This window comes from Phormidesmis sp. 146-20 (assembly GCF_052939475.1).
Window position 1 is genome coordinate 1 of record NZ_JBJPHT010000027.1, and the last position, 17,047, is coordinate 17,047.

Annotated in this window: 17 protein-coding genes, 1 tRNA gene and 1 riboswitch; of the genes, 10 read left to right on the forward strand and 8 right to left on the reverse strand. The window is 49.5% G+C overall.

Annotated elements, in window-relative coordinates:
- Window positions 1-283 precede the first annotated feature (283 nt).
- A riboswitch (TPP riboswitch) is annotated at window positions 284-376 on the forward strand.
- Window positions 377-383: 7 nt separating this feature from the next.
- Window positions 384-1,757 carry a phosphomethylpyrimidine synthase ThiC gene (gene thiC, locus ACKFKH_RS19715; protein WP_446860046.1) on the forward strand — a complete coding sequence of 458 codons (1,374 nt, stop codon included), beginning with the start codon at window positions 384-386 and terminating at the stop codon, window positions 1,755-1,757.
- A gap of 282 nt (window positions 1,758-2,039) precedes the next feature.
- Here the strand turns inward: thiC and ACKFKH_RS19720 are convergent, their stop codons facing one another.
- Window positions 2,040-2,588 (reverse strand): hypothetical protein, encoded by a 549-nt coding sequence (locus ACKFKH_RS19720; protein ID WP_446860047.1) that lies wholly within the window; start codon window positions 2,586-2,588, stop codon window positions 2,040-2,042.
- A 187-nt stretch (window positions 2,589-2,775) separates the two neighbouring features.
- Between ACKFKH_RS19720 and ACKFKH_RS19725 the strand changes: the two genes are divergently transcribed.
- Complete coding sequence (locus ACKFKH_RS19725; RefSeq protein WP_446860048.1) at window positions 2,776-3,108, forward strand: DUF565 domain-containing protein; 333 nt, start codon at window positions 2,776-2,778, stop codon at window positions 3,106-3,108.
- A 73-nt stretch (window positions 3,109-3,181) separates the two neighbouring features.
- On the opposite strand, the gene ACKFKH_RS19730 is transcribed toward ACKFKH_RS19725, so the two are convergent.
- A complete protein-coding gene (locus ACKFKH_RS19730; protein ID WP_446860049.1) occupies window positions 3,182-3,808 on the reverse strand; it encodes a chromophore lyase CpcT/CpeT in 627 nt (208 codons plus the stop codon).
- A 216-nt stretch (window positions 3,809-4,024) separates the two neighbouring features.
- On the opposite strand from ACKFKH_RS19730, the gene ACKFKH_RS19735 reads away from it, so the two are divergent.
- The gene (locus tag ACKFKH_RS19735) at window positions 4,025-4,216 is read left to right on the forward strand and encodes a hypothetical protein (protein ID WP_446860050.1); all 192 of its coding nucleotides are present in this window, start codon (window positions 4,025-4,027) and stop codon (window positions 4,214-4,216) included.
- 6 nt (window positions 4,217-4,222) lie between these two features.
- On the opposite strand, the gene ACKFKH_RS19740 is transcribed toward ACKFKH_RS19735, so the two are convergent.
- The 3 genes from ACKFKH_RS19740 to pyrE all read right to left on the reverse strand — a co-directional run bounded on the left by ACKFKH_RS19740 (window position 4,223) and on the right by pyrE (window position 8,600).
- On the reverse strand, window positions 4,223-5,206 hold the full coding sequence (locus ACKFKH_RS19740) for a DnaJ C-terminal domain-containing protein (RefSeq protein WP_446860051.1): 984 nt from the start codon (window positions 5,204-5,206) through the stop codon (window positions 4,223-4,225).
- 112 nt (window positions 5,207-5,318) lie between these two features.
- Window positions 5,319-7,775, reverse strand: coding sequence for a molecular chaperone DnaK (dnaK, locus tag ACKFKH_RS19745; protein WP_446860052.1), 2,457 nt, complete (start codon window positions 7,773-7,775; stop codon window positions 5,319-5,321).
- A gap of 219 nt (window positions 7,776-7,994) precedes the next feature.
- Entirely contained in the window at window positions 7,995-8,600 is a 606-nt protein-coding gene (pyrE, locus tag ACKFKH_RS19750) for an orotate phosphoribosyltransferase (protein ID WP_446860053.1), read from the reverse strand.
- A gap of 201 nt (window positions 8,601-8,801) precedes the next feature.
- Here pyrE and ACKFKH_RS19755 point away from each other — a divergent pair, with 201 nt between their 5' ends.
- Window positions 8,802-9,218, forward strand: a complete 417-nt coding sequence (locus ACKFKH_RS19755) for a hypothetical protein (RefSeq protein WP_446860054.1) — start codon at window positions 8,802-8,804, stop codon at window positions 9,216-9,218.
- Between the two features lie 204 nt (window positions 9,219-9,422).
- Here the strand turns inward: ACKFKH_RS19755 and ACKFKH_RS19760 are convergent.
- Window positions 9,423-9,495 (reverse strand) — tRNA-Ile (locus ACKFKH_RS19760).
- Between ACKFKH_RS19760 and ACKFKH_RS19765 the strand changes: the two genes are divergently transcribed.
- The 4 genes from ACKFKH_RS19765 to ACKFKH_RS19780 all read left to right on the forward strand — a co-directional run bounded on the left by ACKFKH_RS19765 (window position 9,461) and on the right by ACKFKH_RS19780 (window position 13,520).
- Complete coding sequence (locus ACKFKH_RS19765) at window positions 9,461-9,598, forward strand: hypothetical protein (protein WP_446860055.1); 138 nt, start codon at window positions 9,461-9,463, stop codon at window positions 9,596-9,598. The two genes, ACKFKH_RS19760 and ACKFKH_RS19765, sit on opposite strands and share 35 nt — an antisense overlap.
- A 76-nt stretch (window positions 9,599-9,674) precedes the next feature.
- The gene (locus ACKFKH_RS19770; protein WP_446860056.1) at window positions 9,675-10,334 is read left to right on the forward strand and encodes a hypothetical protein; all 660 of its coding nucleotides are present in this window, start codon (window positions 9,675-9,677) and stop codon (window positions 10,332-10,334) included.
- Window positions 10,335-10,781: 447 nt separating this feature from the next.
- On the forward strand, window positions 10,782-12,218 hold the full coding sequence (locus tag ACKFKH_RS19775; protein WP_446860057.1) for a hemolysin family protein: 1,437 nt from the start codon (window positions 10,782-10,784) through the stop codon (window positions 12,216-12,218).
- 222 nt (window positions 12,219-12,440) lie between these two features.
- Window positions 12,441-13,520 (forward strand): Gfo/Idh/MocA family oxidoreductase, encoded by a 1,080-nt coding sequence (locus tag ACKFKH_RS19780; RefSeq protein ID WP_446860058.1) that lies wholly within the window; start codon window positions 12,441-12,443, stop codon window positions 13,518-13,520.
- Window positions 13,521-13,693: 173 nt separating this feature from the next.
- Here ACKFKH_RS19780 and ACKFKH_RS19785 read toward each other — a convergent pair whose 3' ends face one another.
- On the reverse strand, window positions 13,694-14,674 hold the full coding sequence (locus ACKFKH_RS19785; RefSeq protein ID WP_446860059.1) for a histone deacetylase family protein: 981 nt from the start codon (window positions 14,672-14,674) through the stop codon (window positions 13,694-13,696).
- Between the two features lie 72 nt (window positions 14,675-14,746).
- Between ACKFKH_RS19785 and ACKFKH_RS19790 the strand changes: the two genes are divergently transcribed.
- Both ACKFKH_RS19790 and ACKFKH_RS19795 read left to right on the forward strand, forming a co-directional pair.
- Complete coding sequence (locus tag ACKFKH_RS19790; protein ID WP_446860119.1) at window positions 14,747-14,983, forward strand: CDGSH iron-sulfur domain-containing protein; 237 nt, start codon at window positions 14,747-14,749, stop codon at window positions 14,981-14,983.
- 32 nt (window positions 14,984-15,015) lie between these two features.
- Complete coding sequence (locus ACKFKH_RS19795; RefSeq protein ID WP_446860060.1) at window positions 15,016-15,372, forward strand: hypothetical protein; 357 nt, start codon at window positions 15,016-15,018, stop codon at window positions 15,370-15,372.
- Window positions 15,373-15,466: 94 nt separating this feature from the next.
- On the opposite strand, the gene ACKFKH_RS19800 is transcribed toward ACKFKH_RS19795, so the two are convergent.
- Window positions 15,467-16,954, reverse strand: coding sequence for an alpha-amylase (locus ACKFKH_RS19800; RefSeq protein WP_446860061.1), 1,488 nt, complete (start codon window positions 16,952-16,954; stop codon window positions 15,467-15,469).
- Window positions 16,955-17,047 lie beyond the last annotated feature (93 nt).

Here is a 17,047-nt window from a genome sequence, read left to right on the forward strand (position 1 = left end):
GCTCAGAAAAAATGGCTGTTCATACTCCGTCCGCTTGCGGCGGAGCCTTTGATTCTCAAAGTCCCCCATTCTGGGGGATTTAGGGGGCGAAGTAACTTGGCAATAAGCGATCTTATTTAATTCACGTAATTCACGATCCTAAGCGGATGATTGAAGAGTAAGGGAGATCTCCGAGACTCTATTCTTGCAGCCAAAGACTTTTCAAACATCCGATAAGAACCACAACAAACCATCAACTTTTTGCAACGTTCTATCACCAATTTGCGATGAGTGGTACGATTAGCTCTCAAGCTAGGGGTGCCCATTTGGGCTGAGAACAAACCCTTAGAACCTGAGACTGGGTAATGCCAGCGAAGGGAAGCTGTTTATCTGAGGAATCGAATATGCGGACAGATTGGATCGCCAAACGCAGCGGACATAGCAACGTGTCTCAGATGTACTATGCCCGCCAAGGGGTTGTGACCGAAGAAATGCAGTACGTGGCCACGCGGGAAAATTTACCCGTCGAGCTAATTCGCGCAGAAGTGGCCCGGGGACGAATGATCATTCCTGCCAACATCAACCACCCTAATTTAGAACCGATGGCGATCGGGATTGCTTCTAGATGCAAAGTCAACGCCAACATCGGCGCATCGCCCAACTCTTCTAACATGCAAGAAGAAGTCGATAAGCTGCATCTCGCGGTGAAATATGGGGCGGATACCGTCATGGATCTGTCTACGGGCGGCGGCAATCTAGATGAGATTCGGACGACGATCATCCAGGCTTCGACCGTTCCGATCGGGACAGTTCCCATTTATCAGGCGTTAGAAAGTGTCCACGGCAACATTGAGAATCTGACAGCTGACGACTTTTTGCACATCATCGAAAAGCACGCCCAGCAAGGAGTGGACTATCAAACGATTCACGCTGGAATTTTGATCGAACATTTGCCCCTGGTGCGCGATCGTTTGACTGGAATCGTCTCTCGTGGCGGCGGCATTCTGGCTCGTTGGATGCTGCATCACCACAAACAAAATCCGCTCTACACTCATTTCAGCGACATTATTGAGATCTTCAAAAAGTATGACGTGTCGTTTAGTTTGGGCGATTCCCTGCGTCCCGGCTGTCAACATGATGCTTCGGATGCCGCACAGTTGGCAGAATTGAAGACCCTCGGACAACTGACTCGCCGCGCCTGGGAAGATGACATTCAGGTGATGGTCGAAGGCCCCGGACATGTGCCAATGGATCAAATCGAATTCAACGTTCGCAAACAGATGGAAGAGTGTTCTGAAGCGCCGTTCTATGTGTTGGGGCCGTTGGTGACGGATATTGCACCGGGATATGACCACATTACATCGGCGATCGGGGCTGCAATGGCGGGCTGGTATGGCACTGCGATGCTCTGCTATGTTACGCCTAAAGAACATTTGGGCTTACCCGACGCAGAAGACGTTCGCAATGGGTTGATCGCCTACAAGATTGCGGCCCATGCAGCAGATATTGCGCGGCATCGTCCGGGGGCACGAGACAGAGATGATGAGCTTTCTCTCGCTCGTTATAACTTTGATTGGAATAAGCAGTTTGAGTTGTCGCTTGACCCCGATCGGGCGAAGGAATACCACGACGAAACGCTGCCTGCTGACATTTATAAAACGGCTGAGTTTTGCTCGATGTGTGGCCCCAAATTCTGCCCGATGCAAACCAAAGTTGATGCTGATGCACTGACCGAGCTTGAGAAGTTTTTGGCGAAGGAGCCTGTCGCCCAAAGCTAATTCAACCTAGTGCAGTGTCACAACTAGAAATTAGGGTAGATATCTCTTGGTAAAGTTTCATCGAATGAAGATTTCAGCGATCGCTAACTCTAATATCGTTGACGCTGCACTAGAGCCTGCACAAACCCCGTTTTCTCCGGAGAGCGGGGTATTTTAATTTCACTACGATTCTTCTTAGAAGTGTTAGAAGAACTAAAAGTCCATTTCTTAATCGTCGCGAGTATAATAGCTTCTCCGTTCTGCTCCTTGAGGATTAACTTACGCAAAGTTTCTGACTCATCATTACTGCTTCAAAATTAACTCCCATTCCTGACCATTCCAGATTGGTGAATTTGTCTCACCTACCACAAATGGGCCCCAATAGCGCTGAGAGCCATCTTGAGCAAAAGCCACGACGACATCGCCCTTTTTGAGAATAATTGAGCGATCGGGCAGTGAAACCACTAAACCCTTACCGCTCCCTTCGTTAGGTGCAAAATCCCAGTGGGCGGGCGGTTGATAGTCAGAGGCCTCGCTAGATTTGGGGGCTGACGATTTGCTCTTTGACAGTAGCGCAACTCGCAAGGGGTGATCCGATCGATTGCTAACTCTGAGCGCTCCTTGACGAGCCGCCACCATCGCAGGATTGAGCGTGGGAATCGGAGAAGCTCCCGGTTTCGGAGGCGTTTTTTGTATCTCGTTTTGAGACTCGTCGGTCTTAATGATGGGCACTGTCTCCGGGGATGTCACCTCAACCTGAATCTGAAAGCGTCTCAACACTAGCCATAGCCCCAATAAAAGTAGCGCTGTCGCTAAAGCTACTCTGGTCGCAGGGTTCAGCTTTATTTTCATCTTCATCACACCCCGCACTCTCGTTCTCGCCCATTTCTACTCTAGTGATAACAATCTGTGGCACGATCGTGGGAGAAATTTTTCGATAGTTTTTCCGATAAATTAAGGGATGGTATGAGAAGGTTGAATTCTAAGCAGACAACCTGATTTAGAATTCAAAACGCAAGATTCATCTCTCCCCTCGACCATGCAAAATACTCGTCTCAACAGTCTTGTAGGAGTTGTGACCGATCAGATCGGCCAATTGTTTCGCAATCCCTGGCGGCGCGTGTCTCTGATGTTGATCAGTCTGCTGTTTGGCTTTTTTTTGGGCAACGTCATCTCGACCACTGCCGGACAAAGAGCCGAATTAGATGTCGTGGCGGCCAGCTTTTTGGTGATTTTATTTGAAGTGACGAGTCGCATCATCTACACCAATCGGGAGGGGTTTCGGCGATCGCTCCCCGCTGAAATGATCAACACGCTCAAAATTGGCATGACTTATAGTTTTATTTTAGAAGCGTTTAAGTTAGGAAGTTAGATGAGGGATGAGGGAGAACTTCGATGATCTGTTCCCCCTTTGGGGGTAATCCGCTGCGCGAGAGGGATGAAGCTTAAAGGTCTTTGCGGCGAAATTGGTAGGACTGTGCTTTTGCGCCCCAGACTTGTTTGCCTTGAGCGTCGTAACCGCGATCCCAGGTGTCCATTCCGGTTTTGTGAAGCGTGATCTGGTTGGTAATGCGGACGGCTCCTCCAACGTTAGCGGAACACCCATCGATCGGCGTTCTGCCTACGTAGTTGTCGCCAGACTGTTTGAGAAAGACAGCGCAGACGGGAACCCCACGATCGCTCAAGGGCACAATTCGAGAAGCTTCGGGCTGGTTGCACAAACCAACGAGCGCTTCGGGTTTAACAGGACGAAAGGACAGCGATCGCACACTATGACTGTAGATTGTCGGTGAAATTTGTAGAATTCTCTGACGATAGGGCTTCGTCAAATCAGAAGAGAGGGCTTGTTCTTGATAAAGATAAACACCGTCGATCTGAGGTGATCCCTGAAGAAAAATTTTGCAGGTCGTCATTCTCACATCCGGTAGTTTTGGGTTGGCGATCGCTTGAGCAGACGTGTCCATGACCCCGACCAAACGCGCCACCACTTCATTGACCTGTTGCTCAAGCGGAATCGCGACCTGAGTGGGAACCGCCACAATCAGCGCAGCGGAGAACAGTTTTAAGCTCATATTTCAAAATTAGTAGACAAAAACTAGCGGCTCAAACTTCAGAGTAGAAATCAATCTAAAAGTCAACTATCTGGCTGTAGTTTTTTGCCCTTTCGATCGGTCAGTCAACACCATCAGGAGAACAGTTTAAGATAAATCAGTGGGCAGAGTCCTTTGTAGGCATCCCACGAGATGATTTGTTTGTATCGTCAAGCTTTGAGAACTAGAGGAGAGAACATGGAGATCAACTGTGCAGAAGCCTGCGTAAATGGCTGCGTTTTAGGAGATAAATGCCCCAATTTAGAATACAAAGATCAGGCTGCCAAATTCATTCAAGAAAAGTCGTTGGACGAAATGCTGGCGATCGCTGAAGAAGCCATTCGCAAAAAAATGAGCGCTCCGCCCCAGTGGGTGCTGCCTGAAGATTAGGACGCTTTAGATTGGGAGGTCGGTGCGGGGATCAAAGCTTTCTATCTGTCGGAGCTTTTCGTAAAGATCCCGTTCTTCAAGACTGATTTCTTTGGGGACGACAATTTGAATTTCGACAATCTGATCGCCTCGGTCATCCCCACTGATCAGATAGCCCTTATTCGCCAATCTCAGACGCTGCCCCGATCGTACCCCTCCCGGAATGGTCATCTTCACCAACCCGTCTAATGTGGGAACTTCGATCGCGCCTCCCAAGGCAGCTTCACTGGGCGTAATGGGCAATTGACACACCACATCGGAGCCTTCTAGCTTAAAAAACGGATGGGGAGAGACTTCGATTTTGAGGTATAGATCGCCCCCCGCAACGCCCTGACCTTTGAGACGAATTCGCTGCCCGGTCACCATCCCTGCGGGCATATTCACTTCGAGCGATCGCCCGTCCTCTAGTCGAATGCGCTCTCGTCCACCGGAGTAAGCTTTTTCTAAAGGTACGGTCAATCGCGCTTCAGCATCTCGACGATTGGAGCGAGGGGGCGGCGTACTAGAAACGGTATAGCTCGTTTTTGTCGTGCCAGGACGGTAGGGATCGGCAGCAGGCGGGGGTTGAGGAGGTCGGCTAGGCGTTGTCGTCGTGGTGCGTCGATTGAGCAATTGATCCACGAAGTCATTAAAATTACGGTATTCACCAAAATCCACCGACCCAGATGGATCATTTCCCTTTCCCCAGGGACGGCCGCCTTTTGCACCGCCTTGAAATCCTGGTCGCTTCCAAAAATTGCCAAACTGGTCGTACTGCGATCGCTTGGTTGTGTCTCCCAACACTTCATACGCTTCGCTCAGATCCTTGAATTTCTCCTCAGCGGCTTTGTTACCCGGATTGAGATCAGGATGATATTGACGCGCTAATCGACGGTAGGCCTTTTTGATCTCCTCGATCGACGCATCTTTGGCAACCCCCAAAATCTCATAATAATTGCGGAAATTCTGCATAGCGAAACGGTGAAAGGATGACGGGTGAGGGATAAAGACAAGTAAAAGAATAGATCAAATCGCTGACCCAAAAGAAATCGGTCGCCGTTTCACGTTGATCCCGCTTTCCTCTTTACAACCAATCGTCTTCGTCATCCCAATTATCCTGATTGTAGTCGGGTCGAGCAGGACGCTTTTTAGGAACATCACTGCGGTTGGGGCGACGGGTTCCGCCAGCATCGTTGCCGCTGTAAGGGCTGTTGTAGGGATCGCTGCGCGGTTCACGTTTGGGAGGATTGTAGTCGCGGTTTCCGTTAGCGGTGTCGTTGTTGCGGCTGTCTCGTCTGGGCGCGTCATATCCATCGCTGCGCGGCGATCTCTCCGAGTTACCCCCAAGGGGTCGAGGCGCTTGAGAGTCAGATCGTCTGGGCGCTTCATAAGGGCGGTTTCTCGGTTCTTCGGGGGAGCGATCGTCGTAAGGGTCGCGTCTGGGTGCCTCGTAGGGATCTCGATCGTCGTAAGGGTCGCGTCTGGGTGGGGTGTTGTAGTCGCGATCGTAGGGGTCTCGCTTGGGCGGATCGTAGTTGCGAGAAAATCCATAGTCATAGTTGTCGCGTCCGTTTAGACTGCCGCCTCGCTGGTTGTTCCAGTAGTCGTCGCGTCGGGCCCCATAGTCGTAGGGATCACGAGGAGCACCGTAGTAGTCGTAATCGTCTTCGTCGTCTAAGAAGAAGTTTTTGATCGATTCAAAGAATCCGCCTTCTTCGTCGCCCTGAGTCTGTTGGTAGACTTCTCGATTTAAATCGTACAGAGCATCCTTGAGGTCAGCTTCGGCAATATCTACGCTGCGATCGTCATTATTTGCCAATCCTTCTCTCAATCGCTGGACGAGAGGCTCAATTCGAGAACGATAGGAACCAACAAATTGCATTCCAAAGTCCAGTGTGGCTTCTCTAAGCTGCCGTTCTGCTTGAAAGGTTAGCGCTTCCGCTCGATTGCGTTTCTCGACTTTTTCTTTACGAAGGCGATCGACTTCTGCAAATTCTTCGGCGTTCCGCATCATCTGCCGCACTTCGTCCTCACTCAAGGTTGAGGCTCCCTGAACGGTGATGCTCTGTTCGCGTCCCGTCGTGCGATCCATTGCGGTGACTTGCAAAATGCCGTTTGCGTCGATGTCAAAGGAAACCTGCACTTGAGGAATGCCCCGTGGTGCGGGTGGAATGCCCATCAGCTTAAAGCGCCCCAGAGACTTATTGCCCGATGCCATGTCGCGCTCACCTTGCAGAACGTGAACCTCGACCATCGTCTGATTATCTTCGCCCGTCGAGAAAATATCCGATCGCCGCGTTGGAATGGTCGTATTGCGCGGAATCAGCTTTTTCATCACGCCGCCGATCGTCTCCAACCCAAAGGACAACGGTGTGACATCCAACAGCAAAATATCTTTGAGTTCACCTGCCAAAATGCCCGCCTGAATCGCCGCTCCGACAGCCACCACTTCATCCGGATTGACGTTTTGATTGGCTTCCCGATTGATCAGCGATCGCACCACCTGTTGCACCATCGGAATTCGCGTCGAACCGCCTACCAGCACGATGTCGTCAATATCATTCGGAGTCATTCCCGCATCCCGAAAGGCTTGCTTGAGCGGCCCACGCAGTCGAGACAGCAGATCGCCACACAGCCCTTCAAACTGCGATCGGGTCATCCGCGTTTCGATATGTTTGGGCCCATCTTCGGTCGCAGTGATAAAAGGCAAATTGATTTCGGTGACAGAGACCCCAGAAAGCTCAATTTTGGCTTTTTCGGCCGCTTCAGTCAGTCGTTGGAGGGCTTGGCGATCGCGTCTCAAATCAACTTTCTCAGTTTCTAAAAACTGCTCGGACAGAAAGTCCACAATTTTCTTATCGAAGTCATTGCCGCCTAGTTGAGTGTCGCCGCTCGTGGCTTTCACTTCAAAGACCCCATCGCCCACTTCCAAGATTGAGACATCAAAGGTGCCACCGCCGAGATCAAAAACGAGGATTGTTTCAGCTTGACCGCGATCGAGTCCATAGGCGAGAGATGCGGCCGTCGGCTCATTGAGAATGCGTTTGACATCCAATCCAGCGATGCGTCCAGCATCACGAGTTGCCTGTCGTTGAGAATCGTTGAAATAAGCGGGAACGGTAATCACTGCGCCAGTAATCGACTCTCCTAGATAGCGACTGGCCTCATCGGTCAGCTTTTTGAGAATCATGGCCGAAATTTCTTCGGGCGCAAAATCTCGCTCCAGTCGAGGACACTTGATTTTGATGTTGCTCGATTCGTCTTTGCGGATGGTGTAGGGCACCCGTTTTGACTCTGGACTGAGTTCTGAATACTTTCGACCGATAAAGCGCTTTACGCCAAAAAATGTATTCTGTGGGTCAAGCACCGATTGTCGTCGGGCCATTTGTCCGACCAGACGTTCGCCTTCTTTGCTGACTCCGACAACGGAGGGAGTAGTTCGCATTCCTTCGGCGTTGGCGATGACAACTGGCTTGCCGCCCTCCATGACTGCCACCACCGAGTTCGTAGTTCCCAGGTCTATTCCAACGACTCTTCCCATGCCCTGCGACGCTCCTCGCTTGTCTAAAACTAATGAATTTTGAGAGCTTTTGCTGGACTCATTCTATCTTGCTAATGGAGAAGTCAAGGGTCAAATCGGCGCGATGTTGAAATCCGGGTACTTAGACTGAAGACCGAAGATGTTAGACCGGAGACGTTGACATTATCCTTTTCAAAGTCCAGAGTCCAAAGTCCTGAATTCTACGATCGCTCCCCACCTTTAACTCTGCTGAAGTTTTTGAACGTGCTGCTGAAGGTCTTGAATCGTGAAGACTGCTTTGAATTTTAAGCCTTGCTGCTGATAAAACTCTGCGCCTCCTTGCTGACGATCGACCAGCGAAATCACTTCTTCAACCTGATAGCCTGCGTCCCGGAGGCGATCGACCGCCTTCATCGCCGATTGTCCCGTCGTCACCACGTCTTCTAGCACCACGACTGGACTGTTTTTGGGCAAGGCTGGGCCTTCGATATAGGCTTGGGTGCCGTGTCCTTTGGCTTCTTTGCGGACAATGAGTGCCGCCAGCGATCGCCCTTCATACGCTGCAACCACACTGGTCGCGGTGACGATCGGATCAGCCCCCAACGTCAGACCCGCCACAGCCACCGTTTCAGAAGGAATCAAAGGTAAAAGAATCCGTCCCGTCGCCAAGCCGCCCTGGGGATGAAGCGTAATCTGTTTGCCGTTGATGTAATAGGTGCTGCGTTGTCCAGACGAGAGCAAAAAGTCGCCTTCTCGATAAGCCACCTCACAGAACAGATCCAAAAGTCGTTCTCGTAAGTCGGTCAATTCAACCGTTGCCCAAGAAAAGTTTGTTTGAGATTCCATCAAATTTTGCGTCCGATCGCTCATAGGTAGGGCAGACTAGTGTTATTAACTGTCAAAAGAAAGGGGTGAGAACGTTTTGAGTTTTGAATTTTTAAAGTTGAAGAAGATCCTCAATTCAAATCTCAAACCGCAAAACTTTTCCCTGATCTTAGACTCAAATCGTAAGCTAACATTGAGCGCAATACGGAGGAACTGAATCTTATGGGCGTGAGGTTAAAGAATTTGATTGGTGCAGGGGTAATGGCTGCTTCTACCCTATTTGCGATCGCCGCACAAGCACAAGACAGACCCGCTGTGTTTAGACCGAGAGAAGCGGTGCCAGATGCAGTCGATCGGGCGTTTGACGTGAATGTTTCTGACTATCGCGGCCCCAAGTTCTCAGTTCAGACTCTAATTGGGACGGGTGCCTTTCCTGAGAATGCGATCGCTCGTAATGGCGAGCATATTCATCGTCTATACCGAGATTTGCTGACCCAGCAGGTTTCTAACGACCCTATCATTCGCACGACTGACCTACCTAACCCTTACAACACGTCGATTTTGACGCTGCCGACCGCTAATGTGAGCAATCGAGTCGTGGGCGGTGAGTTGGTGTTTGAAGGCGCGACTGGGCGCTGAGGATTGTAAGGTAAGTCCAATCCATCCGAAGATCAGCCCGAAGAGCAGCGAAACGCATCAATTTTAGGTTGGTGGTTTTTAGGTTGGTGGTGCGTTTCGCATGGCTCAATACACCCTACAGATTACGTTTTTTTGCAAATTCAGCGAATTGGCAGCCATTACGTCTGTGTGCTAAAGCTTTGGTTTGTCGTATTTGGTTTGTCATGCGCCGTGCTGGAATCGAACCAGCCTGAAGGCGAATTATGAGTTCGCTACCTCCCCAATCGGTCAACGGCGCTAGTAGAAAGACACGATCGCAATCCCTGCCGTATTTTAGCTTGAGAAATGGGTTTGCAGCGATTGCCGCCGTGATGTTTTTTAAAGAGATCGTCTCTACGTAAACTTAGCGAATACAATTGGTCAGCCATTTGGGTCTCACGGCTCAACGCTCTCAAACAACACTCTCTCAAATCTGCAATGCGAATTAATCCGACCGTCGCCCTCACGCTCATTTTGCTCACGTTTATGTTTGGAGCAGGGATTGTGAGTGGCGCTTGGGGATTTGCGATCGGGCGAGAAGCTCTCAAAGGAATCACTCAACCCGATGCCCGTCCGACGAATAAGGTCAACAAAAAAAACACATCGGGGCGCGGGGAAGACCTCGTGATTCTCAAAGAAGACGACATTCTCAAAAAGGTAAAAGACCGCATCGAGGGCGGCACTCCCAAATCGACAATGCCTCCCAGTCCCAGTCCTTCGCCCAAGGCGGAAGATAAGCAGACCAGTCTTCCTGGCAAGTTTCCGTTTGTGAGTCGAGATAAGGGAGTGACGATCGAGCTAACCGCTGTCCGGCAGCAGGCGGATTTTGTGGTCTACGATGTTGCTCTCAAAAATGAAGGAACTCAGCCCGTCAAGTTTCTCTACAGCTTTCTCAATATCGCCGATGAGCAAGGCCGGGCTTTGACCGCAGATACGATGGGTCTCCCGACCGATTTGCCTGTAGGTAGCCAAAAATTTACAGGGACATTCAGCATCTCAACGGCTCTTTTAGACAAGGCTCAAAAGCTTTCAGTGCAGTTGACGGACTACCCCGACCAAAAGCTGCAACTCAAATTGTCAGATGTTCCAGTCCGATAAAGCTGGTAGGGTTGATTCATTCTGGTAAAAAGAAATTTAGAACCCTGATTCTTCCCTTTAAACAGGTTACGGCAACTAACGGGAGAATCAGCCCTTCATTATTTTCTCAGCAGAATGAATCAACCCTACGATAAAGCTGGGGGCACAGGGACTCATCTAATAGACATCTAGGCGTTGCTGATTGGAGGGATGACTCTGTGGGAAGTGTCCATCTTTTCGCCCCCTAAATCCCCCAAAAATGGGGGACTTTGAACCTTGGGGTTCCCGCCGTTTCGGGGCAATTCATCCCCTGATTCAGCAACGCCGACATTGAATAGACGTTAATTAATAACGTGGGGAAGAGGAGACTCAGAAACGAGCGGAGTATGATCAGCCAATTCCCTGGTTTGCTTTTCTAAGATCTGCTTCCCTAATCTGCTTCTCTAAATTGTTATTCTTGATTCGCAAATGATTGCCCCTTTTGCGGTTGTCCTGCAAAACTCAAGCTGGACAGATATCTTGCTAAAATTCTTGTCGGTGCTGCTGCTGATTACGATTAATGCGTTCTTTGTAACAGCAGAGTTTTCGATCGTCTCGGTGCGGCGATCGCGGATCAATCAGTTGGTTGACGCAGGAGATATTCAAGCGAGAACGGTTCAGGATTTGCAGCGGAGCATCGATCGTCTACTTTCGACGACTCAGTTGGGAATCACGCTGTCGAGTTTGGCGCTGGGCTGGATCGGGGAAAGCACAATGGCCGTCTTGGTTGCAGCCTGGATTGCTCAGTTGCCACTGTCGGCTTCTACTGTCCAAACGCTGTCTCACTCGCTGGCGATTCCGATCGCCTTCCTGTTGATTGCTTATCTGCAAATTGTTTTGGGCGAATTGTGCCCCAAGTCGGTGGCGATGCTCTACTCCGAAGAGATTGCGCGATTTTTGGGGCCGTTTAGTTTGGCGATCGCTCGATTTTTTAATCCCTTTATCTGGGTTCTCAATCAGTCTACGCGCCTCTTGCTGCGGCTGGTGGGCATTCAGTACGCGGGGCAGGGCTGGTACAACCAGGTCACCCCAGAAGAATTGCAGCTAATTATCGCCACCTCCAGCGAATCGACGGGACTGGAGGCCGAAGAACGAGAACTGTTGAGTAATGTGTTTGAGTTTGGCGACGTTCCGGCGAGTGAGGTGATGGTACGCCGACCGAATATGACTGCGCTCTCGATCGATGCAACGGTGCGAAATTTGCTTGAAGAAGTGGCTCAATCAGGGCATTCTCACTATCCGGTGACCGGGGAATCGCTGGATGATATCTGCGGCATGGTTCACTTTAAAGAACTGGCAGAGCCGCTCGTTCAGGGCACACTAAATTTGGAAAGTCCGATTAAACCGTGGGTGAGTCCAGCCCGATTTGTTCCTGAGTACACGCCTCTGGGAGAATTGCTGTCTTTGATGCAGCGATCGCGTCAGCACATGGTGATTGTCGTGGATGAGTTTGGCGGCACTGCGGGGCTGGTCAGTTTGCAGGACATCGTGACGCAGATTATCGGAGACTCACCCGAACCGGAAAGCGAAGAGACGCGATCGATTCAGGTTTTGGACGAAAACACCTTTCTCGTTCAGGCTCAGATGAATTTGGAAGAAGTGAATGAGCAGTTGCGGTTGGATCTACCGCTTACCGATGAATACCAGACGCTGGGCGGCTTTTTGTTCTACCAGTGGCAGCGCATTCCCAGTTCTGGCGAGGCTTTGCAGTATGGCAACTATGAACTGACGGTCGTCTCTGCGGAAGGGCCGCGACTGCATCAGATTCAAGTCCACCGCATTGAGCCTGGAGCGGGCGACTCCCTGCGCGTATCTCGACCAGATCATCAACAAAGTCTGTCGAGTGGTGAAGACTTCAAGCATTGAGGGGCAGACCTGGACTGGTTTATCTACTAAATCTGTGACCAGCGCTAAAAAACTACATCCAAAGGCATAAAAACATCGAAACCGAAAAACATATCGTTTAAGGGAACTTCGATAATGCTTTGAAATTCTTCATAATTAATGTTGCTGTGTTAGTATCTGGATGTTTGAGGAGAATTTACGGCTGATCATCAGCTTATTTTCGGTGGTGGAGGAGTAACACGAGTGAAAGGTAGTATACCGATCGGGTATTCAAGTCTCTACGTGCAGCGAAATCAGCTAGAACCTATTCGCATCGGTGTGATTGGGGTCGGCAATATGGGGCAGCACCATACCAGAGTCTTGAGTATGCTCAAGGATGTTGAATTAGTTGGCGTTTCAGATATTAATGTAGAACGAGGGTTGGACACGGCAAGCAAATATCGTGTCCGATTTTTTGAGGATTATCACGATTTACTGAAACATGTGGATGCCGTTTGTATTGCGGTTCCGACTCGTCTGCATCATTCAGTGGGGATGGCTGCTTTGAATGCGGGGGTGCATGTGTTGATCGAGAAACCGATCGCCGCCAGCATTGCTGAAGCTGAGTCTTTGGTAAACGCTGCCGCAGAGTGTCAGTGTATTCTGCAAGTTGGGCATATCGAGCGATTTAACCCGGCTTTTCAAGAACTCAGCAAGGTGTTGAAGACTGAAGAACTGCTGGCGATCGAGGCCCATCGGATGAGTCCTTATTCCGATCGAGCCAATGATGTATCGGTCGTGTTGGATCTGATGATTCACGACATCGATCTGATGCTAGAACTGGCCGCTTCTCCGGTTGTGAAGTTAACTGCAAGTGGCAGTCGCGCTTCGGACTCTGGCTACTTGGACTATGTAACCGCAACGCTGGGTTTTGCAAACGGCATTGTTGCAACGCTGACCTCTAGCAAAGTGACGCACCGCAAGATTCGCCGCATTGCTGCTCACTGCAAAAACTCTCTGACAGAAGCTGACTTTCTCAACAATGAAATTCTAATTCACCGTCAAACGACTGCTAACTACATGACGGATTATGGTCAGGTTTTGTATCGCCAAGATGGACTGATCGAGAAGGTTTACACCAGTAATATTGAGCCGCTTCATGCAGAGTTAGAACATTTTGTCGGGTGTGTGCGCGGGGGCAATCAGCCTTCTGTCGGAGGAGAACAGGCGCTAAAAGCCCTACGTCTCGCCAGTCAAATTGAACAAATGGCGCTAGACGGTAAGGTTTGGCAAGCAAAAGATAACAAGGTTGTCGAACTCGATACGCCTGCGATGGCGGTCTGAAAGACGATCTCTTCGAGTGACCCGTAAGGGGTCGCTTTGAGTTAGCCGCAAGAGATCGATTCAATCTAGTTTTAATTTCTACAGGGTGGACATGGAGTCTACCCTTTTTTTGTTTAAAGTCTTCTGCTTCTAAGATCTACAGATACGTCAATCAACGCTTTTTGATCTTGCATTTATCTTCTCAAACATTGAGCGATCGTCGCCACCACCGATTGAGACAGCGCACTCAAATCGTAGCCCCCTTCTAGCCCAAATACGACTTGTTTGGTTAGCTGCAAACAATAGTCTGTAAAGATTCCGTAGTCGTTGGGCTGTAGAGAAATTCCTGCTAACGGATCGTCCTGATTGGCATCGTAGCCCGCACTCACAATCAACAAATCGGGCCGAAAATTGGAGAGAAACGGCATGATCTTTTGTTCAAAAAGGGGTTGGTAATCTGCGATCGTACTCCCCGCTCTCATGGGCAAGTTTAATACATTTTGGTGAAAGCCCTGCTCACTCGCTCGGCCCGTTCCTGGATATTGAGGCGACTCATGTAATGAACAAAATGCAATGTTGGAATTGGTTTCGACGATCGCTTGAGTGCCATTGCCGTGATGGACATCCCAATCGAGAATAGCGACCCGGTTTGCCCCTTGTTTTAGAGCATGATGAGCGGCGATCGCGGCATTACTCAACAAGCAAAATCCCATTCCTGTATCTGCGATCGCGTGATGCCCTGGAGGACGCGCCAAAACAAAACTCGGCTCTCCTGTTTGCAGTGTGTAATTAACGCCATCCAACCAGGCATTTACCGCCAGCAGTGCCACTTCAAAACTGCGAGGAGACACGGGTGTATCGCCATCAATGTGACCGCCGCCCCGATTAGCGAGTTGCCGAACGGCTTCGACATACTGCGGATCGTGAATTTGCTGAATCAGGGAAAGCGGCGATCGCGCTTCTACGGTCGTTGGCTTGCGCCATTCAAGCTGATGCGCCCAGGATGCTGCCTGGAGTGCTTTACAAATCGCCGTTAATCGCGCTGGCTTTTCGGGGTGAAAGTGTCCCGTCTCGTGCAGCAAAAATTCGTCAGAGTAGAAGACAGGAAACATCGGCAGAGACTCGATTGCATTGCCTTTAGTATAGAAAACGATCGCGGTTTTCAGAAATTTCAAAACTCTTTCTGCTTAGACTGTTTGCTTTAGAACAATAATCATGCTATAAAGACTGTACGAACTCAAATAGTTCTGTATCTAACAAATCTTGTATCCAACAAATTAAGGTATCCTTCAATGTCCAAAGCCACAATTCAACTCGACCAGGGCACCCACTATCTCTGCACCTGTGGATGGTCAAAAAACTTACCTTTCTGCAATGGCGCTCACAAGGGTAGTTCGTTTCAGCCCAATGTTGTAGAACTCAAAGCCCCCGCAGCGATCGAGCTTCCCGACATCACAAATTCTCACTCTTCTCAATCCACTTAACCATCACTCGCTTCAACACTGGAGCCATCACTATGAAAACATCTTTGTTAACGCTGGCGGTCATCTCTACAGCAGTCGTTAATTTCAGTTTTGTGACCCACGCTTCTGCTGACGAAGCTCAAAAAGCGGCGATCGTACCCAGCACTTTAAGCCCCTCCAACAATACCCTCACCCCATTTGAACTGGTTTTTGGAGCTTATCAAGGGCACTTTCAGACTCAAGGAATTCCAGAAGGAACAACGCTGGTTTTTGCTTACCAAATGGGTCGCCTTTCTGCTCAAGAAGTCGTAGAACAAGCTATCAAAACCAACTTGATTTCTAGCCAACTCAACACAACAGGCTATGTCAATGCAGTTGATAGCTTACTGCGAGGTTTAAACGGTCGTTAGCCAGCGAGAAGCGATCGGGATGATTAAGTCTCGATCGCTCCATTTTGCAGAAGAACGCTCTCTACAGTCCATCCGCTTATTCTGCATTCACGCTCTACTTCACAGCATCTTTGGGAACCCAAACCGACACTGAGCCTGCTTCACAGCGAAAATCAGCCCAACCTTTTTCATCCGTTGTGATGGGTTCGTCGATGTGTTCGGTGATGTCGATGTAAGTGCGATTAGGCTGTCCGACTTCCATATATTTGCTGCCAGCGTCCCCATTACTCAAAACGACAGCCATGCCGCCCGGTTGCTCATCGGTGCCCAGTCGCGTCCAGCCGATCGTATTGGCATGGTCAAAATAATCGTACTGCTCTCCATAGGCAAATGTTTGACGGGCAAAAAGCATCTTGTCAATCAAGAATTGGTGGCTGTCTAACCAGATCTCATGCTCCTGTCCATCGTTTCCCGTATCTTTGTAGTTAGCGCCGTAATAATCCGCGTAAAAGATGCAGGGATAGCCTTCACTTCTGAGCAAAATTAACGCATAGGCAAGCGGCTTAAACCAGGGTTCGACAACCGATTCAAGAGACTGCAACGGCTGAGAGTCATGATTTTCGACCAGCGTTACGGCCAGCGTCGGCTGGTGTTGAACCATTGTCCCGTCAAAGATTTGGCGCATATTGTAGCTGTTGCCCGACTTGCTGGCGACGTGAAAATTGTAGTGAAGCGGTGCGTCAAATAGTGTGACCTTCCCATTCGTCATCTCGACGAAACTGTGTAGGGCTTCGACATCATAAGACCAATACTCACCGACCGCAAAAACTTCTCTTCCCACATAGTGACTAACGTGATCTAACCATTCTCGAAAGAAGTTAGCAGAAACATGTTTGACAGCATCAAATCTAAACCCATCGACATTGGTTGTATCAATGTACCATTCGCCCCAGTATTTGAGTTCTCCAACAACTTCGGGATGGCTCATGTCTAGATCACAGCCCATCAAGTAATCAAAGTTGCCTTTTTCTAAATCAACGTTGCGATCGAACTCTTTACCTTTAAGTAAATAGATAGCGTTCTCTTCGGTGTTGTAGGCGTTGTAGTCGATCGCATCAAAGTGCCACCAATGCCATTTCATTTTGGAGTATTTTTCACCTCGACCCGGAAAGGTGAAACCCGTCCAGGCTGTAATCTTCTGGTATTCGCCAACGGTGTCAAATCGATTATCAGGATTAAAGGGGGTGGCTTCTACTTCCTCTTCTTCATCGGCACCCAACTTGTGATTGAAAACGGCATCTGCGTAGATTTTGATTCCGACACTTTGCGCCTTCTTGATCGCATCAATATATTCTTGTTTGGTGCCGTACTTTGTCCGAACGGAGCCTTTTTGATCAAACTCGCCGAGGTCAAACATGTCGTAAACGCCATACCCCACGTCATAACCGCCCCCAGTGCCTTTATAAGCAGGAGGCAACCAAAGTGAGGTTACGCCAACTTTTGCCAGTTCTTCTGCCTTTTCTGCAACTTGTTTCCACAGGCTCCCATCGGCGGGATTGTACCAGTGGAAGTATTGCATCATAACCCCATTGAGTTCAGACATATTGCCTCGATTAGAAGATTGTAGTTAATGAATTTTTTGAGAATTGAGCAGGCGCAATCAGAAGATTTGAGCAGTTGTTTCCTCTTTGCTAAA